The organism is Streptomyces sp. NPDC087215 (genome assembly GCF_044744885.1).
In the GTDB taxonomy this organism is placed as follows: domain Bacteria; phylum Actinomycetota; class Actinomycetes; order Streptomycetales; family Streptomycetaceae; genus Streptomyces.
On sequence record NZ_JBIUZD010000014.1, the window covers coordinates 17,578 to 37,355 of the forward strand.

At 71.7% G+C, this 19,778-nt stretch carries 15 protein-coding genes; 9 read left to right on the top strand and 6 right to left on the bottom strand.

Going from position 1 to position 19,778, the window contains the following annotated elements; translation table 11 throughout:
* Positions 1-152 precede the first annotated feature (152 nt).
* The 4 genes from ACIO92_RS27590 (at position 153) to ACIO92_RS27605 (ending at position 4,940) form a co-directional block, all read left to right on the top strand.
* Entirely contained in the window at positions 153-1,364 is a 1,212-nt protein-coding gene (locus tag ACIO92_RS27590; RefSeq protein WP_366441319.1) for an ROK family transcriptional regulator, read from the top strand.
* A gap of 122 nt (positions 1,365-1,486) precedes the next feature.
* Positions 1,487-2,551, top strand: coding sequence for a substrate-binding domain-containing protein (locus ACIO92_RS27595; RefSeq protein WP_366441320.1), 1,065 nt, complete (start codon positions 1,487-1,489; stop codon positions 2,549-2,551).
* Between the two features lie 299 nt (positions 2,552-2,850).
* A complete protein-coding gene (locus tag ACIO92_RS27600) occupies positions 2,851-3,630 on the top strand; it encodes an ATP-binding cassette domain-containing protein (RefSeq protein ID WP_366441321.1) in 780 nt (259 codons plus the stop codon).
* A complete protein-coding gene (locus tag ACIO92_RS27605; RefSeq protein WP_402284364.1) occupies positions 3,627-4,940 on the top strand; it encodes a sugar ABC transporter permease in 1,314 nt (437 codons plus the stop codon). The genes ACIO92_RS27600 and ACIO92_RS27605 overlap by 4 nt, the downstream gene beginning before the upstream one ends.
* Before the next feature lie 102 nt (positions 4,941-5,042).
* Here the strand turns inward: ACIO92_RS27605 and ACIO92_RS27610 are convergent, their stop codons facing one another.
* Positions 5,043-6,242: an MFS transporter gene (locus ACIO92_RS27610; protein WP_366441322.1), complete on the bottom strand. Its 1,200-nt coding sequence runs from the start codon at positions 6,240-6,242 to the stop codon at positions 5,043-5,045.
* A 166-nt stretch (positions 6,243-6,408) separates the two neighbouring features.
* On the opposite strand from ACIO92_RS27610, the gene ACIO92_RS27615 reads away from it, so the two are divergent.
* The 4 genes from ACIO92_RS27615 (at position 6,409) to ACIO92_RS27630 (ending at position 11,872) form a co-directional block, all read left to right on the top strand.
* A complete protein-coding gene (locus tag ACIO92_RS27615; RefSeq protein ID WP_402284143.1) occupies positions 6,409-6,768 on the top strand; it encodes a zinc ribbon domain-containing protein YjdM in 360 nt (119 codons plus the stop codon).
* 373 nt (positions 6,769-7,141) lie between these two features.
* Positions 7,142-9,070 carry a 1-deoxy-D-xylulose-5-phosphate synthase gene (dxs, locus tag ACIO92_RS27620; RefSeq protein ID WP_366441324.1) on the top strand — a complete coding sequence of 643 codons (1,929 nt, stop codon included), beginning with the start codon at positions 7,142-7,144 and terminating at the stop codon, positions 9,068-9,070.
* A 109-nt stretch (positions 9,071-9,179) separates the two neighbouring features.
* Entirely contained in the window at positions 9,180-10,694 is a 1,515-nt protein-coding gene (locus ACIO92_RS27625) for an amino acid permease (RefSeq protein ID WP_402284146.1), read from the top strand.
* Positions 10,695-10,792: 98 nt separating this feature from the next.
* Entirely contained in the window at positions 10,793-11,872 is a 1,080-nt protein-coding gene (locus ACIO92_RS27630) for a hypothetical protein (protein WP_402284148.1), read from the top strand.
* A 72-nt stretch (positions 11,873-11,944) separates the two neighbouring features.
* Here ACIO92_RS27630 and ACIO92_RS27635 read toward each other — a convergent pair whose 3' ends face one another.
* The 5 genes from ACIO92_RS27635 to ACIO92_RS27655 form a co-directional block, all read right to left on the bottom strand.
* Positions 11,945-14,083 carry a 3-hydroxyacyl-CoA dehydrogenase NAD-binding domain-containing protein gene (locus tag ACIO92_RS27635; protein WP_366441327.1) on the bottom strand — a complete coding sequence of 713 codons (2,139 nt, stop codon included), beginning with the start codon at positions 14,081-14,083 and terminating at the stop codon, positions 11,945-11,947.
* Positions 14,080-15,294 (bottom strand): thiolase family protein, encoded by a 1,215-nt coding sequence (locus ACIO92_RS27640; protein WP_402059332.1) that lies wholly within the window; start codon positions 15,292-15,294, stop codon positions 14,080-14,082. Before ACIO92_RS27640 ends, ACIO92_RS27635 begins: the two co-directional genes overlap by 4 nt.
* Before the next feature lie 233 nt (positions 15,295-15,527).
* Positions 15,528-16,799 (bottom strand): HRDC domain-containing protein, encoded by a 1,272-nt coding sequence (locus ACIO92_RS27645; RefSeq protein ID WP_402284151.1) that lies wholly within the window; start codon positions 16,797-16,799, stop codon positions 15,528-15,530.
* Between the two features lie 83 nt (positions 16,800-16,882).
* Positions 16,883-17,548: a response regulator transcription factor gene (locus ACIO92_RS27650; protein ID WP_015037008.1), complete on the bottom strand. Its 666-nt coding sequence runs from the start codon at positions 17,546-17,548 to the stop codon at positions 16,883-16,885.
* Between the two features lie 318 nt (positions 17,549-17,866).
* Positions 17,867-18,562 carry a DUF3000 domain-containing protein gene (locus tag ACIO92_RS27655; RefSeq protein ID WP_366441330.1) on the bottom strand — a complete coding sequence of 232 codons (696 nt, stop codon included), beginning with the start codon at positions 18,560-18,562 and terminating at the stop codon, positions 17,867-17,869.
* A gap of 90 nt (positions 18,563-18,652) precedes the next feature.
* Here ACIO92_RS27655 and hemE point away from each other — a divergent pair, with 90 nt between their 5' ends.
* The gene (gene hemE / locus ACIO92_RS27660; protein WP_366441331.1) at positions 18,653-19,768 is read left to right on the top strand and encodes a uroporphyrinogen decarboxylase; all 1,116 of its coding nucleotides are present in this window, start codon (positions 18,653-18,655) and stop codon (positions 19,766-19,768) included.
* The last annotated feature ends 10 nt before the right edge of the window (positions 19,769-19,778 follow it).

Consider the following 19,778-nt stretch of genomic DNA (forward strand, 5'->3'; position numbering starts at 1 on the left):
GCCCCCGGCGCACCACGCGCCGGGGGCCCTGTCGTGTCGCGCCCCGGCGAGCGGCGCGTACGGTCCGCCACTCAAGGTCTTGACGGGAAGCAAGCCGAAAGCGTCCCCTTAGGGTTCACATGTTGGAGAAAACGGTGGGAGTGAGTGAGTCCATGGAGACTCCTGGGTCGCAGACGTCGCTGCACAGGGCCAATCTCGAACGGGTCGTCCGCGCGGTGCGCATGGCGGGTTCGCTCACCCAGGCGGAGATCGCCCGGGCGACGGGTCTCTCCGCCGCCACGGTCTCCAACATCGTGCGGGAACTGAGGGAAGGCGGCACCGTCGACGTCACGCCGACCTCGGCGGGCGGGCGCCGGGCCCGCAGCGTCTCCCTCTCGGGTGACGCGGGCATCGTGATCGGGGTGGACTTCGGCCACACCCATCTGCGGGTCGCCATCGGCAACCTCGCCCACCAGGTGCTCGCCGAGGAGGCCGAACCGCTCGACGTGGACGCCTCCGCCGCCGAGGGCTTCGACCGGGCGGAGCAACTGGTCAACCGGCTGATCCTGACCACCGGCATCGGCCGGGACAAGGTGATCGGGGTGGGGCTCGGCGTCCCCGGCCCCATCGACGTCTCGTCCGGCACGCTCGGCTCGACGTCGATCCTGCCGGGCTGGAGCGGCATCAACCCGGCCGAGGAGCTGTCCGGACGGCTGGGCGTCCCCGTGCACGTCGACAACGACGCCAACCTCGGCGCGCTCGGCGAGCTGGTCTGGGGCAGCGGCCGGGGCGTCAAGGACCTGGCGTACATCAAGGTGGCCAGCGGCGTCGGCGCCGGGCTCGTCATCGACGGGCGGGTCTACCGGGGGCCTGGCGGCACCGCGGGGGAGATCGGGCACATCACGATCGACGAGTCGGGGCCGGTCTGCCGCTGCGGCAACCGGGGCTGTCTGGAGACCTTCACCGCCGCCCGGTACGTGCTGCCGCTGCTCCAGCCCGGCCACGGGCCGGACCTGACCATGGAGCGGGTGGTCCAGCTGGCCCGGGAGGGCGACCCGGGATGCCGCCGGGTGATCGCCGACGTGGGACGGCACATCGGCAGCGGTGTCGCCAACCTTTGCAATCTCTTGAACCCGAGCCGGGTCGTGCTCGGCGGCGATCTCGCGGAGGCGGGCGAGCTGCTCCTGGCCCCCGTGAGGGACTCCGTCTCGCGGTACGCGATTCCCAGCGCCGCTCGTCAACTTACCCTGGTCCAGGGGGCGTTGGGCGGTCGGGCCGAGGTCCTCGGGGCGCTCGCGCTGGTGCTGAGCGAGATGGGCGATTCGACCCTGTTGGAGAGCGCACCACCGATTTCGGGCCCCGCTTCCCGGCTTGCCTTCACTTAGAGAACGATCGCCACCGTTGTCATCTCGTTAAGGATTTACTTCTTGACGACATCGTGGCGGCCGAGTTGACTTCGTGCCACCTCGGCCGCAACGTCGCGGCCTCGTCAGGGAGGCAACCCCCCATGAACGCAGTGACGCGTCGTGCCGTCATAGCAACGGCCGCGGTCTCGATGGCCCTCACGCTCGCCGCCTGCGGCAAGGCCGGCGGCGACGACAGTGGTGACAAGGGCGGCTCGACCAAGATCGGTCTGCTTCTGCCGGAGAACAAGACCTCGCGCTACGAGGCCCTGGACAAGCCCCAGTTCGAGAAGGCCGTCCGGGCCGCCTGCGCGGACTGCGAGGTCGTGTACAACAACGCGGTCTCCGAGGTCGTCAAGCAGAAGCAGCAGTTCGACCAGCTGATCGCCGACGGCGTCAAGGTCATCGCCCTCGACCCGGTCGACGCCACCAAGGCCGCCGCCTGGGTCAAGGACGCCAAGGCCAAGGGCGTCAAGATCGTCGCGTACGACCGTGCCGTCGCGGGCGCCGACGCCTACGTCAGCCACGACAACAACAAGGTCGGCGAGCTCCAGGGCCAGGCGCTGCTCGCCGCCCTCGGCGGCAAGGCCGCCACCGCCGACGTGGTGCTGATCAACGGCGACGAGAAGGACCCGAACGCGGCCCTGTTCAAGAAGGGCGTCCACAGCGCCCTGGACGGCAAGGTCGGCAAGATCGCGTACGAGGCGTCCGGCGAGTGGGACCCGAAGGTCGCGGGCGAGAAGATGTCCGCCGCGATCTCCTCCGTCGGCAAGGACAAGATCGGCGCCGTCTACTCGGCCAACGACGGCATGGCCGGCGGCATCATCACCGCCCTGGAGAACGCGGGCATCAAGAACATCCCGGTCGGCGGCCAGGACGCCGAGGTCGCGGGCATCCAGCGGATCATCGCGGGCACCCAGACCTTCACCATCTACAAGTCCCCGCTCCAGCTCGCCCCCGAGGCCGCCAAGTTCGCGGTGAACCTCCTCCAGGGCAAGGACCTGGGCGCCCAGGGCGCGACCGACGGCGTGCCGTCGACGCTCTTCCCGCCGGTCGTCGTCGACAAGACCAACATCCAGACCACGGTCGTCAAGGACGGCATCTACCAGGTCGCCGACCTGTGCACCCCGGACCTCGCCGCCAAGTGCACCGCCCTGGGCATCAAGTAGCCCCCCCGGCCCGGAGGCGACACCCTCCGGGCCCGGCCCGTCGGCCCCGCGCGGGGCCGACACCACGGACCGGTCCCGCCACCGGCCCGCGCGCGCCGCGGGCCCCGCGTACGGGGCTGCGCCCCCGTACGGACCGGAAGGCATCCGTCCGGTCCGTCCCTCCGCCCGTCCGGTCCCCGGCCGACCCAGACCCCGCTGTCGGTCCGGGGGCCGGACGAGCCCCTTTCCCCCTCGAAACTTCGGCGCCGCACGGCGGCGCGACATCCCGCCGTCCCCGGGCGGCGAAGGAGTTGGTTCACGTGTCCCAGACGCCCGTGCTGGCGTTGCGCGGGATCTTCAAGCGGTTCGGAGCGGTCCAGGTCCTCTCCGGTGTCGATCTCGAAGTCCACGCAGGAGAGGTCGTCGCGCTCGTCGGCGACAACGGAGCCGGAAAGTCCACGCTGGTCAAGACCATCGCGGGCGTCCACCCGATCGACGAGGGCGTCATCGAGTGGGAGGGCGGGCGCGTCGAGATCCAGCGCCCCCAGGACTCCCAGAACCTCGGCGTCGCCACCGTCTACCAGGACCTCGCGCTCTGCGACAACCTCGACGTCGTCGCCAATCTGTTCCTCGGCCGCGAGATCAAGAGGGGCGGCGTCCTCGACGAGGTCGCCATGGAGAAGCGGGCCAAGGACCTCCTCTCCACCCTCTCCATCCGCATCCCCAGCGTCCGCATCCCCGTCGCCGCCCTCTCCGGCGGCCAGCGCCAGGTCGTCGCCATCGCGCGCGCCCTGGTCGGCGACCCCAGGATCGTGATCCTCGACGAGCCGACCGCCGCCCTCGGCGTCGAGCAGACCGCCCAGGTCCTCGACCTGGTCGAGCGGCTGCGCGAGCGGGGCCTCGGCGTCATCCTCATCAGCCACAACATGGCCGACGTGAAGGCCGTCGCCGACACCGTGGCCGTACTGCGCCTGGGCCGCAACAACGGCACCTTCCCGGTGGCCACCACCACCCACGAAGAGATCATCGCCGCGATCACCGGTGCCACGGACAACGCCGTGACCCGCCGCCAGGCCCGCAACGCGGAGGTGGCGAAGTGAGCGAGACCCCTCCCACCGCGAGCGAAGCCGCCGCGGTGCCCGAGCCCCGCGGCGCCGGTGCCCCCGCGACCGACACCCCGGCCGCCGCGACCGTCCCCGCCGTCGACCCCCGCCTCCTCGTGCGCGAGCAGGGCTTCAAGGGGTACGCCGAGGAGTTCAAGCGCAAGATCCGCTCCGGCGAGATCGGCTCGCTGCCCGTCGTGGTCGGCCTGATCGTCATCGGCATCGTCTTCCAGGCGCTCACCGGCAACTTCATCACCTCGTACAACCTCGACCAGATCACGCTGTACGCGGTCGGCCCCGGCATCATGGCCGTCGGCATCGTCTTCGTCCTGCTGCTCGGCGAGATCGACCTCGCGGTCGGCTCGGTCGCCGGTCTGGCGGGATCGGTCTGGGGCGTCCTCGGCACCGACATGCCCGACTCCCTCGCCATCCTCCTCGGCATCCTGTCCGGCACCCTCCTCGGCGCCTTCCACGGTCTGGTCTTCGCCAAGATCGGCGTGCCCGCCTTCGTCGTCACCCTCGCCGGGTTCCTCGGCTGGGCCGGACTCCAGACCTGGGTGATGGGCGACCGCTCCACCATCCCCACCCCGATCGGCAGCTTCGTCGGCGACCTCACCAAGTACTACTTCTCCGACGTCGCCGCCGCCTACGGCCTCGCCGTCGTGGTGATCGCCGCCTTCTGGTACGCCCAGTTCCGCGACGCGCGCCGCCGCAGGTCCGCCGACCTGCCGCACCGCCCGCAGAGCGAGATCGCGCTGCGCACCGGCGTCCTCGCGGTCCTGGTCCTCGTCGCCGCGTACGGCTTCAACCAGGAGCAGGGCCTGCCGCTCTCCCTGGTGATCTTCCTGGCGATCCTGCTCGTCACCGACTTCGTGCTGCGCCGCACCACGTACGGCCGTCAGGTCTTCGCGGTCGGCGGCGGCATCGAGGCCGCCCGCCGCGCGGGCGTCAACGTGTCCTGGATCCGGATCTCGGTCTTCATGATCTCCGGCACGACGGGCGCCATCGGCGGCCTGTTCCTCGCCTCCGCGACCGGCGGCGCCGACCGCTCCCTCGGCGGCGGCAACCAGCTGATGATGTGCATCGCGGCCGCCGTCATCGGCGGTACGTCCTTGTTCGGCGGGCGAGGCAAGGTCTGGTCGGCGCTGCTCGGCATCCTGGTCATCCAGTCGATCGTCCAGGGCCTCAACCAGATGAACCTGTCCTCGAACGCCATCCAGTACATGATCACCGGAGCCGTCCTGCTGATCGCCGTGATCATCGACTCGGTCTCCCGCCGCACCCAGAAAACAGCGGGCCGCGCCTGACCGAACCCCCGCCCGGAGGAGCCGGAGGAACCGGAAGAGCCGGAGGGGACAGCCCACCCCGTGCGTGCGCACGGGGTGGGCTGTCCCCTCCGGCTCTTCCGTTCAGTGAGGTACGGAAACGGGTACGGGCTCCGCGGTGATGGCCGGGCCGGGGGGTGGGGTGCGGCGTTCCAGGGCGGCCGACCAGAGGGCGAGGAGCAGTGCGGAGGCCGCGAGGGCTGCGCCGACCCAGTTGGGGGCGGTGTAGCCGAGGCCCGCGGTGATGACGAGGCCGCCGAGCCAGGCGGCCAGCGCGTTGCCGAGGTTGAAGGCGCCGATGTTGACCGCGGAGGCCAGGGTGGGGGCGCCGTGGGCCTGGTCGAGGACGCGTTTCTGCAGCGGCGGCACGGTGGCGAAGCCGAGGGCTCCGACGAGGAGGACGGCGAGCGCGGCGAGGACCTTGTGGTGGGCGGCCACGGTGAACAGCGCGAGCACGACCGCGAGGCCGCCGAGAGCGACGTACAGCAGGGGCATCAGGGCACGGTCGGCGTAGCGCCCGCCGAGCAGGTTGCCGAGGAACATGCCGACGCCGAAGAGGGCGAGGAGCCAGGTGACCGCGCCGTCGGAGTATCCGGCGGTCTCGGTCATCATCGGGGCGATGTAGGTGATCGCGGCGAAGACCCCGCCGAAGCCCAGGACGGTCATCGCCATGGCGAGCAGCACCTGGGGGTTGCGGAACGCGGTCAGCTCGCCGCGCAGCCGGGTCCCCTCGGGGCGGGGGAGTTCGGGGACGAGCCGGGCGATGCCGAGCAGCCCGATCACCCCGAGCGCGGCGACGGCGGCGAAGGTGCCGCGCCAGCCGACCGTCTGCCCGACGAGGGTGCCCAGCGGGACGCCCACGACGTTGGCCAGGGTCAGGCCGGTGAACATGGTGGCGATGGCTCCGGCCTTCCGGTCCGGGGCGACCAGTCCGGCGGCGACGACGGAGCCGATGCCGAAGAACGTGCCGTGCGCGAGCGAGGCGACCACGCGTCCGGCGAGCATCGTCCCGAAGTCCGGGGCGAGGGCGGAGAGCAGGTTCCCGGCGACGAAGAGGCCCATCAGCAGCATGAGCATCCGCTTGCGGCCGACCCGGGAGCCGAGGACGGTCAGGAGCGGGGCGCCGACGACGACGCCGAGCGCGTAGCCGGTGACGAGGAGTCCGGCGGTGGGGACGGTGACCCCGTAGTCGGCGGCGATCCCGGGCAGCAGGCCCATGATCACGAATTCGGTGGTGCCGATCCCGAAGGCCCCTACGGCCAGCGCGAGGAGTGCGAGAGGCATGGGTCCGTCCCTTCTCCGATTGCTTGAGCAGGCCCTTGATGAGACTCGACAATAATTGCGCACGCGCTATAAATGCAAACGCGGATAATCACCGTGGTCACGTAGGGCTCGACCGCTAGGTGTCCTCGGTTTCCGCCGGGGGCGGATCGGCTCCTAAAATCGAACAGTGAACGAGAACCTCCCCCCGTGCCCCCCGTGCTCCGGCGTCTACACCTACGAAGTCGGCGCCCTGCTCGTCTGTCCCGAATGCGGCCACGAGTGGTCGGCGACGACGGACCCCGGGGGCCCGGCCGACGGCGACGGCGCGCGGGTCGTCAAGGACGCCGTGGGCAACGTCCTCGCCGACGGCGACACCGTGACCGTCGTCAAGGCGCTCAAGGTCAAGGGCGGCCCCGGCGGCATCAAGGCGGGCACCAAGGTCCGCGGCATCCGCCTCGTGGACGGCGTGGACGGCCACGACATCGACTGCAAGGTGGACGGTTTCGGCCCCATGCAGCTCAAGTCGAGCGTGGTCAAGAAGGCCTGACGGGCCCGGTGCGGCCCCCGGGTGCTGCCCGGTGCGCGGGCGGGACCTCGGGGGCCGGGGAACCCGGACGGACGCGACGGGCACCTCGCCGTACCGGCCGGGGCGGAGTCCTCGGGGGCGTACGCCACCCGTACGCGGGCCGGGTGCCGCGACCGCCCGGCGTGCGGGCCGAGATCCGCGGGGACCCGTGCGCGACCGCCCCGGTGACACCCCCGCCCGGCCCCCGGACCACCCCGCGCGGAGCCGTACAGATTAACGCCATGTAGGCCATCCGAGTGATGACCGACTCCCCGGCCCGATGTCCGCGATCCGGGACGGAACATTAGACTCGACAAATCGGCAAGCTCGACCAGCTCAACGCAAGGAGGAACGGGTGGCTCTGCTGACCCGTATCAGGGGACCGCGAGATCTGGACCGGCTCTCCCCGGAACAGCTGGACCAGCTGGCCGACGAGATCAGGGCGTTCCTGGTGGAGGCCGTCTCCAAGACCGGCGGGCACCTCGGGCCCAACCTCGGCGTGGTCGAGCTGACCATCGCCCTGCACCGCGTGTTCGACTCCCCGAAGGACAAGGTCCTCTGGGACACCGGCCACCAGAGCTACGTCCACAAGCTGCTCACGGGCCGCCAGGACTTCTCCAAGCTCAAGATGAAGGGCGGCCTCTCCGGCTACCCCTCGCAGGCCGAGTCCGAGCACGACGTCATCGAGAACTCGCACGCCTCCACGGTCCTCGGCTGGGCCGACGGACTCGCCAAGGCCAACGAGGTCCTGCGCAAGGACGACCACGTCGTCGCCGTCATCGGCGACGGCGCCCTCACCGGCGGCATGGCCTGGGAGGCGCTGAACAACATCGCCGCCGCCAAGGACCGCCCGCTCGTCATCGTCGTCAACGACAACGAGCGCTCCTACGCGCCGACCATCGGCGGCCTCGCCAACCATCTGGCGACCCTGCGCACCACCGACGGCTACGAGCGCTTCCTCGCCCGCGGCAAGGACATCCTGGAGCGCACCCCGGTCGTCGGGAAGCCGCTCTACGAGACCCTGCACGGCGCCAAGAAGGGCCTCAAGGACTTCATCGCCCCCCAGGGCATGTTCGAGGACCTCGGCCTCAAGTACGTCGGCCCCATCGACGGCCACGACATCGAGGCCCTGGAGTCCGCCCTGACGCGCGCCAAGCGCTTCGGCGGCCCCGTGATCGTCCACTGCCTCACCGAGAAGGGCCGTGGCTACCAGCCCGCCCTCCAGGACGAGGCCGACCGCTTCCACGCCGTCGGCAAGATCCACCCCGACACCGGCCTGCCCATCGCCTCCTCCGGCGCGGACTGGACCTCGGTCTTCGGCCAGGAGATGGTCGAGCTGGGCAAGGAGCGCGAGGACATCGTCGCCATCACGGCGGCCATGCTCCAGCCCGTCGGCCTCGACAAGTTCGCCAAGGCGTTCCCCGAGCGGGTCTTCGACGTCGGCATCGCCGAGCAGCACGCCGCGGTCTCCGCGGCGGGCCTCGCCACCGGCGGCCTCCACCCGGTCTTCGCGGTCTACGCCACCTTCCTCAACCGCGCCTTCGACCAGGTCCTGATGGACGTGGCCCTGCACCGGTGCGGCGTCACCTTCGTCCTGGACCGGGCGGGCGTCACCGGCACCGACGGCGCCTCCCACAACGGCATGTGGGACATGTCGATCCTCCAGGTCGTGCCCGGACTGCGACTCGCCGCCCCGCGCGACGCCGACCAGGTCCGCGCCCAGCTCCGCGAGGCCGTCGAGGTCACCGACGCCCCCACCGTGGTCCGCTTCTCCAAGGGCGCCGTCGGCCCCGCCGTCCCCGCGCTCCGCCGCGTCGGCGGCATGGACGTGCTCCGCGAGCCCGGCAGCGACCGCCCCGACGTCCTCCTGGTCTCCGTCGGCGCGCTCGCCCCGATGTGCCTGGAGGTCGCCGACCTGCTCGACCGGCAGGGCATCTCCACCACCGTCGTCGACCCCCGCTGGGTCAAGCCGGTCGACGAGGCCCTCGCCCCGCTCGCCCAGCGCCACCGGGTCGTCGTCACCGTCGAGGACAACAGCCGGGTCGGCGGCGTCGGCTCCGCCGTCGCGCAGGCGCTCCGCGACGCGGACGTGGACATCCCGCTGCGCGACTTCGGCATCCCGCCGCGCTTCCTCGACCACGCCTCCCGGGGCGAGGTCATGGCCGAGATCGGCCTGACCGCCCTCGACGTCGCCCGCCAGGTCACCGGCCTGGTCTCGCGCCTCGACGGACGGTACGAGAGCGCCGAGGCCGTCGAGCCCGCCGTGGAGCCCGTGCGCGACTGACGGACCCCGTCACCTGGGGCCGGTCGGGTTCACTCTTCGGAGTGCCGACCGGCCCTTTCGCGTGCCTTCCGGGCCCGGGGCGGGCAGCCCTCCGGCAGGAGGTACGACGATGAGCACGGACCAACAGCCGCGTGCCCGCTCGGGCATGTTCCGGACCAAGTCGGTCGAGCAGTCGATCCGCGACACCGAGGCGCCCGAGCACGCACTCCGGAAGTCCCTCTCTGCCTGGGACCTGATGGTGTTCGGAGTGGGTGTCATCATCGGCACCGGCATCTTCGTCCTCACCGGCAAGGTCGCCAAGGAGAACGCGGGCCCGGCGACCGCCATCGCCTTCGTGGTCGCGGGCGTCGTCTGCGCCCTGGCAGCCCTCTGCTACGCCGAGTTCGCCTCGACGGTGCCGGTGGCGGGATCGGCGTACACCTTCGCGTACGCCTCCATCGGCGAGCTGCCCGCCTGGATCATCGGCTGGGACCTCGTCCTGGAGTTCGCCCTGGGCACGGCGGTGGTCGCCGTCGGCTGGTCGGGCTACGTCCGCTCGCTGATGGACAACATCGGCTGGCACCTGCCACCCGCGCTCGAAGGCCCCGACATCCCCGGCGGCACCTTCGACCTCCTCGCCTTCGTGCTCGTCCTCGTGCTGACCGTCGTCCTCGTCCTCGGCATGGAGCTCTCCGCCCGCATCACCTCCGTCGTCGTCGCCATCAAGGTGACCGTGGTGATGATCGTGATCGTCGCGGGCCTGTTCTTCGTCGTCGGCGACAACTACAAGCCCTTCATCCCGCCCGCCGTCACCCCGCCCGGCGGCGGCTCCGACTGGACCGAGCCACTGATCCAGCTGATGTTCGGCTACCAGCCGACCAACTTCGGCGTCATGGGCATCTTCACCGCCGCCTCCGTGGTCTTCTTCGCCTTCATCGGCTTCGACGTGGTGGCCACCGCCGCCGAGGAGACCAGACTGCCCCAGCGGGACATGCCCCGGGGCATCCTCGGCTCGCTCATCATCTGCACCGTGCTCTACGTGGCCGTCGCCCTCGTCGTCACCGGAATGCAGCACTACACGGAGCTGTCCGTCGACGCCCCGCTCGCGGACGCCTTCAAATCCGTCGGGCACCCCTTCTACGCGGGCGTCATCAGCTTCGGCGCCGCCATCGGCCTCACCGTGGTCTGTCTCATCCTGCTGCTCGGCCAGACCCGGGTGTTCTTCGCGATGAGCCGCGACGGACTGCTGCCCCGCTTCTTCTCGGTCACCCACCCGAAGTACCGCACCCCGTACCGGCCCACCATCCTGCTCGGTGTGATCATCGCGATCGTCGCGGGCTTCACCAGCATCAACGAACTCGCCACCCTGGTGAACATCGGCACCCTCTTCGCCTTCGTGGTGGTCGCCGTGGGCGTCCTCGTGCTCCGCCGCACCCGCCCCGACCTGCCGCGCGCCTTCCGTACCCCCTGGGTCCCCGTCCTGCCGGTCCTCTCCGTCGCGGCCTCGTTCTGGCTGATGCTCAACCTGCCCGCCGAGACCTGGTTCCGGTTCGCCGTCTGGATGCTGCTCGGCTTCCTCGTGTACTTCCTGTACGGCCACCGTCACAGCCGGCTCGCGCGCGAGGACGGCGAACTCCCCTCCTGACCGCCGATCCCGAAGGCGCGGAAGGGGGCGTCCCGGCGGGAGACTAGAGTCGGCTCGTACCCGAACTCCTCCCGACGACCGGAGTGCTGGATCCCCCCATGGCGAATAGATCCCAGGTCCCCGCTGCCCGTTCCCACGGCTCCGCCGCCCCCCGGCTCCAGGGATCCTGGCTGACCCGTGGGGCGGACGGCAGGTTCAGTGCCTATCTGCCGAGGAACGAAGAAGTGGTGCGCTGGACCGAGCGGGAGGACGGCGGCTGGACCGGCCCCGACCCGCTCGGCGGCGGAGGACTGAGCGCCTTCCTCGCCGTCGGCCAGGGAGCCGACCGCTATGTGCACCTCGTCGGCCTGCGGCCCACCGACGGTGAGGACGGCCACGTCGAGCTGGTGCACTCCGTCCAGTTCCAGACCGGCCGTCCCGCCGTGGCCTGGCGTCCCATCGGGCACTCCAACGGCAAGGGGCCCTGGACCGGCGACCCCGCCGTCGCCGTGGACGCCCAGGGACGCGCGTACGTCTTCGTGCGCAACGGCGGCGGCGGACTGAGCGTGCGCGCCCAGAAGGACGCCGGCGGCTGGCACCCCTGGTGGGACCTGATGGGTTCGAAGACCGACCCCTCGCCGGTCGCCGTCACCAACGGCTCGGGCATGGTCGAACTGCTCAGCTGCCACGCCAAGGGCCTCGTCCGCTACGTGCAGCGGGAGGCGGGCGCCAAGCCGCTCCGCGAGGAGCTGGTCCCCGCCTCGGTGGTCATGGGAACCCTGGCGGCCACCACCGGCCCCTCCGGCCACGTCACCCTCTTCTACCTCGACGGGGACGGCCAGGTCTGCGCCTGGTCCCCGGAGCGCTCCCTGGCGCCCACGCCGCTCGGCGACGCCGTCGGCACCGGGCGCCTCGCCGCCACCCGCTGCCTCATCGACGGCTTCGACTGCACGGTCCTCGCCCAGCAGTCCACCGACGGCCGCCTCGCCCTCGCCGCCTACCCGAGCGAGCAGGAGAGCGAGGGCATCACATGGTCGGAGACCGGGGACGCCCAGGGCGACCTGGCCACCGTCCTCACCCGGGGCCTCGACGGGCGCCTCGTTGCGATGGCCCTGGTCGGCGGCGCCGGTCTGGTCACCACCCGGCAGAAGGCGGCGGCCGAAGGCCTCCTCCTGGAGGGCTGGCGCTCCATAGGGTGACCCGCGCGCGACGACGGGAACGGCCCCGGCACCTGGAAGAGGTGCCGGGGCCGTTCGCGTACGCCCGAGGGGTTACGCCGGGACGCTCGCCACGCCCTGCGGCAGGAAGCGCCGACCGACGGCGCGCTCGGAGACGCCCTCACGGTCCAGGTACGGCGTGATGCCGCCCAGGTGGAAGGGCCAGCCCGCACCGGTGATCAGGCAGAGGTCGATGTCCTGCGCCTCGGCGACGACACCCTCCTCCAGCATCAGGCCGATCTCCTGCGCCACCGCGTCCAGGACCCGGGCCCGGACCTGCTCCTCGGTCAGGACGGAGTCGCCCTGGACGAGGAGGGCGGCGACCTCCGGGTCGAGCTCCGGCTTGAAGCCGTTCTCGGGCTTGTAGACGTAGAAGCCGCGCTTGCCCGCCTCGACGACCGCCTTCAGGTTGGGGGAGACCGTGAAGCGGTCCGGGAAGGCGCGGTTCAGGGTCTCGGAGACGTGCAGACCGATCGCCGGGCCGACCAGTTCGAGGAGGACCAGCGGGGACATCGGCAGGCCCAGCGGCTCGACCGCCTTCTCCGCCGTGGCCACCGGGGTGCCCTCGTCGATGACGTTCTGGATCTCGCCCATGAAGCGGGTCAGGATGCGGTTCACGACGAACGCCGGGGCGTCCTTGGTGAGGACCGCGGTCTTCTTCAGCTTCTTCGCGACACCGAACGCGGTGGCCAGCGAGGCCTCGTCGGTCCGTTCGCCGCGCACGATCTCCAGGAGCGGGAGGATCGCGACCGGGTTGAAGAAGTGGAAGCCGACCACGCGCTCGGGGTGCTTCAGCTGCGAGGCCATCTCCGAGACGGACAGCGAGGAGGTGTTGGTGGCGAGGATCGCGTGCGCCGGGGCGACCGCCTCGACCTCCGCGAACACCTTCTGCTTGACGCCCATCTCCTCGAACACGGCCTCGATGATGAAGTCCGCGTCCGCGAAGCCCTCGGCCTTGTCCAGGACACCGGAGACCAGGCCCTTGAGACGGTTGGCCCGGTCCTGGTTGATCCGGCCCTTGCCGAGCAGCTTCTCGATCTCGCCGTGGACGTAGCCCACGCCCTTGTCGACGCGCTCCTGGTCGATGTCGGTCAGGACGACCGGCACCTCCAGGCGGCGCAGGAACAGCAGGGCGAGCTGGGAGGCCATCAGACCGGCGCCGACGACACCGACCTTGGTGACCGGGCGGGCCAGCGACCTGTCGGGGGCACCGGCGGGGCGCTTGGCGCGCTTCTGCACCAGGTTGAAGGCGTAGATGCCGGAGCGCAGCTCGCCGCCCATGATCAGGTCGGCGAGCGCCAGGTCCTCGGCGTCGAAGCCCTTCTGGAGGTCGCCGTCCTTGGCCGCCGCGATGATGTCGAGGGCGCGGTAGGCGGCCGGGGCGGCGCCGTGCACCTTGGAGTCGGCGAGGGCACGGCCCTTGGCGACGGCCTGGTCCCAGGCCTCGCCGCGGTCGATCTCCGGGCGCTCGACGGTGACGGAGCCGTTGAGGACCCCGGCCGTCCAGACCAGCGACCGCTCCAGGAAGTCGGCGCCCTCGAACAGGGCGTCGGCGATGCCGAGCTCGAAGACCTGCGCGCCCTTGAGCTGGCGGTTCTGGTTCAGCGAGTTCTCGATGATGACCGAGACGGCCTTCTCCGGGCCGATCAGGTTCGGCAGGAGGGCGCAGCCGCCCCAGCCGGGCACCAGACCGAGGAAGACCTCGGGCAGCGAGAAGGCCGGGAGGGCCTTCGACACGGTGCGGTAGGTGCAGTGCAGACCGACCTCGACACCGCCGCCCATGGCCGCGCCGTTGTAGTACGCGAAGGTCGGCACGGCGAGCCCGGAGAGCCGCTTGAAGACGTCGTGGCCGCCCTTGCCGATGGCGAGCGCCTCGTCGTGCTTCCGCAGCAGTTCGACGCCCTTGAGGTCGGCGCCGACGGCGAAGATGAACGGCTTGCCGGTGAGGCCGACGCCGGTGATCTCGCCGTTCGCGGCCTCGGCCTCGACCTGGTCGATCGCCGCGTTCAGATTGGCCAGCGACTGCGGGCCGAAAGTGGTCGGCTTGGTGTGGTCGAAGCCGTTGTCCAGCGTGATCAGGGCGAACCGGCCCGCACCCGCGGGCAGTTCGAAGTGCCGTACGTGGGCGCTGGTGACGACCTCGTCGGGGAAGAGCTCGGCGGCGCCCTTCAGAAGCTCGGCGGTGGTGCTCACTTGCCCTCCCAGTGGGGGTTCTCCCAGATGACCGTCGCGCCCATGCCGAAGCCGACGCACATGGTGGTGAGGCCGTAACGGACCTGCGGCTGCTCCTCGAACTGGCGGGCCAGCTGAGTCATCAGCCGGACGCCGGAGGAAGCGAGCGGGTGACCGTAGGCGATGGCTCCGCCGTACTGGTTCACCCGGGTGTCGTCGTCGGCGATGCCGTAGTGCTCCAGGAAGGCGAGGACCTGGACGGCGAAGGCCTCGTTGATCTCGAAGAGCTGGACGTCCTCGATGGACAGACCGGCCTTGGCGAGGGCCTTCTCGGTCGCCGGGATCGGGCCGTAGCCCATGACCTCGGGCTCGACGCCCGCGAAGGCGTACGAGACGAGGCGCATCCGGACCGGGAGGCCGTTCTCGCGGGCGAACTCCTCGGAGGCGATGATCGAGGCGGTGGCGCCGTCGTTGAGACCGGCCGCGTTGCCCGCGGTCACGTTGCCGTGGACGCGGAACGGCGTCTTCAGGCCCGCCAGGGACTCCAGGGTGGTGCCGGGACGCATCGGCTCGTCGGCCGTGACCAGGCCCCAGCCGGTCTCACCGGTGGTGGCGTCGGTGCGGCGGACCGAGATCGGCACCAGGTCCTGCTGGATCTTGCCGTCGGCGTACGCCTTGGCGGCCTTCTCCTGCGAACGCACGGCGTACTCGTCGGCGCGCCGCTTGGTGATGCCCGGGTAGCGGTCGTGCAGGTTCTCGGCGGTCATGCCCATGAAGAGGGCGGACTCGTCGACGAGCTTCTCCGACACGAAGCGCGGGTTCGGGTCGACGCCCTCGCCCATGGGGTGGCGGCCCATGTGCTCGACGCCACCGGCGATGACGGCGTCGTACGCGCCGAAGGCGATCGAACCGGCGACCGAGGTCACGGCGGTCAGGGCGCCCGCGCACATGCGGTCGATGGAGTAGCCGGGCACCGACTGGGGCAGTCCGGCGAGGATGCCCGCCGTACGGCCGAGGGTCAGGCCCTGGTCGCCGATCTGGGTGGTCGCGGCGATGGCGACCTCGTCGATCTTCGCGGGGTCGAGGCCCGGGTTCCGGCGCAGCAGCTCCCGGACGGCCTTCACGACGAGGTCGTCGGCGCGGGTCTCGTGGTAGATGCCCTTCGGGCCCGCCTTGCCGAACGGGGTGCGGACGCCGTCGACGAAGACGACGTCCCTGACGGTACGAGGCACGATGGCTCTCCTCCAGGGTGCGGGATGGCACTGCTGCTGCGGCCCACGCCTAAGCGTGCGCTTGCTCCCCCATGCTACTTACGAGTAACCAGACTGCCCACCCCCTGGGCCCCAAGCGGCGAAGGTCACATCCGTCACCCTGCCGCAACGGGCCGGGCGGCGCCGGGGAACCGCCCGGAAAGAGGAAACGGCCCCCGGCGTCCTCGCGGATGCCGGGGGCCGTCCCGTACGGGTCAGGCGGTCGCCGTCAGGGCCTTCACCAGGAGCGGGGTCACGAGCTCCACCTGCCAGGGCCGCGCGCCGTACCCGCTCAGGGCGGCGGACACGCCCGCGGTCCCCGCGGTCGGCGGCTCCCAGCAGACCCGGCGCACGGTGTCCGGGGTGATCAGGTTCTCCTGCGGCAGGTGCAGGGTCTCCGCCAGCGCGGACACCGCCGTGCGCGCCGCCGAGAGCCGTGCCGCCGCCGCCGGGTCCTTGTCCGCCCAGGCGCGCGGCGGCGGCGGACCCGCCACCTGCGTGCCCGGCTGCGGCAGCTCGTTCTCGGGCAGCGCCCTGGCCCGGTCCACCGAGGCCTGCCACTGCTCCAGCTGACGGCGGCCCATCCGGTGCCCGAAGCCGGGCAGCGCGGCCACGTTCACCGGGACGGCGAGCGCCGCCTCCACGATCGCCGCGTCGCTCAGCACCTTGCCGGGGGAGACGTCCCGCCGCTGGGCGATCCTGTCGCGGGCCGTCCACAGCTCCCGTACGACCGCCATCTGACGGCGCCGCCGCACCTTGTGCATCCCGGAGGTGCGCCGCCAGGGGTCCTTGCGCGGCGGGGCGGGCGGGGCGGAGGCGATGGCGTCGAACTCCTGGAGGGCCCATTCCAGCTTGCCCTGCCGGTCCAGCTCCTTCTCCAGCGCGTCGCGCAGGTCGACGAGGAGTTCCACGTCGAGCGCCGCGTACCGCAGCCAGGGCTCGGGCAGCGGACGGGTGGACCAGTCGACGGCGGAGTGGCCCTTCTCCAGGGCGTAGCCGAGGACGGACTCGACCATCGCGCCGAGGCCGACGCGCGGGAAGCCCGCGAGCCGTCCGGCCAGTTCGGTGTCGAACAGCGAGGTCGGCACCATGCCTATGTCCCGCAGGCAGGGCAGGTCCTGGGTCGCCGCGTGCAGGATCCACTCGGTCCCGTCGAGCGCCTCGCCGAAGCCGGAGAGGTCGGGGCAGCCGACCGGGTCGATGAGCGCGGTGCCCGCGCCCTCGCGGCGGAGCTGCACGAGGTAGGCGCGCTGGCCGTAGCGGTAGCCGGAGGCGCGCTCGGCGTCCACGGCGAGCGGCCCGCGTCCGGCGGCGAAGGCGGCGATCACCCCGGCGAGGGCGTCCGCCGTCTCGACGACGGGCGGAATCCCCTCGCGGGGCTCCAGCAACGGGATCGGAAGCCCAATCGCAGGGACGTCGTCGTCCGGGGGGCCGCCCCCGGTGGTGCGCAGTGCGGTGTCTGCTGCGGTCTCTTGGGCGTCGGTCACCTGTCAAGGGTATCGGTGAACGGCGGGCGCCCGCCGACGGAACGTTCCGTCGACAGGCGCCGGGTCTTTGTCGACCGGGTGGGTCAGTGGATGATCCCGGTCCTCAGGGCCACCGCGACCATGCCCGCCCGGTCTCCCGTGCCCAGCTTGCGGGCGATCCTGGCGAGGTGGCTCTTCACCGTGAGGGCGGAGAGGCCCATGGAGACGCCGATCGCCTTGTTCGACTGGCCTTCCGCGACGAGCCGGAGCACTTCGACCTCACGGCCGGAGAGCTCGCGGTAGCCGCCCGGGTGGCTCGGGGCACCCGGGGGGCGGCGGTGGCCGAGCCGGGCGGCGGCGGCACCGATGGGGGCGGCGCCCGGCCTGGTCGGATGGCCGATGTTGGTCCGGGTGCCGGTGACGACATAGCCCTTCACGCCGCCCGCGAGGGCGTTGCGCACGGCGCCGATGTCGTCGGCGGCCGAGAGGGCGAGGCCGTTGGGCCAGCCCGCGGCGCGGGTCTCGGACAGCAGGGTCAGACCGCTGCCGTCGGGCAGGTGGACGTCGGCAACGCAGATGTCGCGCGGGTTGCCGACGCGGGGGCGTGCCTCCGCGATGGACGAAGCCTCGATCACGTCACGTACTCCGAGGGCCCACAGGTGGCGGGTCACGGTGGAACGGACGCGCGGGTCGGCCACGACGACCATGGCCGTCGGCTTGTTCGGGCGGTAGGCGACCAGGCTTGCGGGCTGCTCGAGGAGAACGGACACCAGGCCTCCTGAAAAGGATGCGGGACGGGCCGGCTCGGGGAAGAAGCCGGGGGTGGACCCGTGCTGTGAAGGGGTCACTGACTCCTTCGGCAGGAGGGCGGCCCGCCTTTAGGGAAAGATCACGATTTGGTGAGTAACAATTAGGGCAATTCGGATGCGTGATCGATCATCCTACGAACGGCCCCCGCCCCTTCACCCCCACGAGGGAGCGCCGGGGCACCCGTCCGGCCACCCGGAACCGTGACCGGCCCGGCCGAGGCCCCGGCCCGTCGCGGACCGCCTCACGCACGCCGGGCGCGACGTGTCCGCCGCCGGGCCTCATACCTGCTGCGGGCCCCGCCGCTGGGGCAACGAGACGACCCCCGCCCCCGACACCGTCCCCGCCGCACCCGGTTCCACCGCGACCGGCGGCAGCCCCGCGATCTGGCAGAGCAGATCGCACCAGGCCGCCAGGTGCGCCCCCGTGTCCGGCACCCCGCCCAGCCCCTCCCGGGGCGTCCACGACGCCCGGATCTCGATCTGGGTCGCGGGCCTGCGGTCCGCGAGCCCCCCGAAATAGTGCGAGCCCGCCATCGTCACCGTCCCGCTCGCCTCCCCGTACGAGAGCCCCCGCGCCTCCAGCGCCCCCGTCAGCCAGGACCAGCACACCTCGGGCAGCAGCGGGTCCGCCGCCATCTCCGGCTCCAGCTCCGCCCGTACGAGCGTCACCAGACGGAACGTCCCCTTCCAGGCCTCGTGCCCGTCCGGGTCGTGCAGCAGCACGAGCCGTCCGTCCGCGAGGTCCTCCTCGCCGTCCACCACGGCCGCCTCCACCGCGTACGCGTACGGCGCGAGACGCTGCGGGGGCCGCGTCGGATCGACCTCCACCTCCGGCCTCAGCCGCGCCCCCCGCAGGGCCTCCACCGCCCGCCGGAACGCGAGCGGCACCGGGTTCGTCTCCGTGCTGTCCGCCGTTTCGCCCGTCCCTCGATCGCCGTCGGAATGATCGGAAAAATGTCCCTGCGCCGCAGCCATGCGGGGAAGAGTAGGCGGAACGGGCCCTCCGTGCAGGGAGGACACCCGGCCCGGCCGAGCGGCTTCCCGCCACATGCGAAGATTCGGGGCGTGAGTGCCAACGACCTTTCCCTCGCCCAAGACCCCACCGGTGCCGCCGCCACCCCCGCCGCGGACCGCCCGACGGACCCGCGGTCGCGGACGCACGACTCCGCGTTCCTCAAGGCGTGCAGGCGGGAGCCCGTGCCGCACACCCCGGTGTGGTTCATGCGGCAGGCCGGGCGCTCCCTTCCCGAGTACCTGAAGGTGCGCGAGGGCATCCCCATGCTCGAATCGTGTATGCGGCCGGAACTCGTCACCGAGATCACCCTCCAGCCCGTCCGCCGCCACAAGGTCGACGCCGCCATCTACTTCAGCGACATCGTCGTCCCCCTCAAGGCCATCGGTCTCGACCTCGACATCAAGCCCGGCGTCGGGCCCGTCGTCGCCGACCCGATCCGCACCCGCGCCGACCTCGACCGGCTCCGCGACCTGACCCCCGAGGACGTCCACTACGTCACCGAGGCCATCGGGATGCTCACCGGGGAACTGGGCGACACCCCGCTCATCGGCTTCGCGGGCGCCCCCTTCACGCTCGCGAGCTACCTCGTCGAGGGCGGCCCGTCGCGCAGCCACGAGCGCACCAAGGCGCTCATGTACGGCGACCCGCAGCTCTGGGCCGATCTGCTCGACCGCCTCGCCGAGATCACCTCCGCCTTCCTCAAGGTCCAGATCGAGGCCGGCGCCTCCGCCGTCCAGCTCTTCGACTCCTGGGTCGGCGCCCTCGCCCCCGCCGACTACCGCCGCTCCGTGATGCCCGCCTCCACGAAGGTCTTCGACGCGGTCGCCGGATACGGCGTCCCCCGCATCCACTTCGGCGTCGGCACCGGCGAACTCCTCGGCCTCATGGGTGAGGCCGGAGCGGACGTCGTCGGCGTCGACTGGCGCGTCCCCCTCGACGAGGCCGCCCGCCGCGTCGGCCCCGGCAAGGCGCTCCAGGGCAATCTGGACCCCGCCGTGCTGTTCGCCCCCGAGCAGGTCGTCCGGGACAAGGCCGACGAGGTCCTCGCCGCCGCGAAGGACCTCGAAGGCCATGTCTTCAACCTCGGCCACGGCGTCATGCCCTCGATGGACCCGGACGCGCTGACCCGTCTCGTCGACCACGTCCACACGCGCACGGCGGTCTGAGCCGCGCCCA

Bases quoted from the DNA above. Each gene is read 5' to 3' on its own strand.
- ACIO92_RS27595 (WP_366441320.1), top strand. From the start codon at position 1,487: ATGAACGCAGTGACGCGTCGTGCCGTCATAGCAACGGCCGCGGTCTCG.
- ACIO92_RS27590 (WP_366441319.1), top strand. From the start codon at position 153: ATGGAGACTCCTGGGTCGCAGACGTCGCTGCACAGGGCCAATCTCGAA.
- ACIO92_RS27630 (WP_402284148.1), top strand. From the start codon at position 10,793: ATGGCGAATAGATCCCAGGTCCCCGCTGCCCGTTCCCACGGCTCCGCC.
- ACIO92_RS27610 (WP_366441322.1), bottom strand. From the start codon at position 6,242: ATGCCTCTCGCACTCCTCGCGCTGGCCGTAGGGGCCTTCGGGATCGGC.
- ACIO92_RS27625 (WP_402284146.1), top strand. From the start codon at position 9,180: ATGAGCACGGACCAACAGCCGCGTGCCCGCTCGGGCATGTTCCGGACC.
- ACIO92_RS27655 (WP_366441330.1), bottom strand. From the start codon at position 18,562: ATGGCTGCGGCGCAGGGACATTTTTCCGATCATTCCGACGGCGATCGA.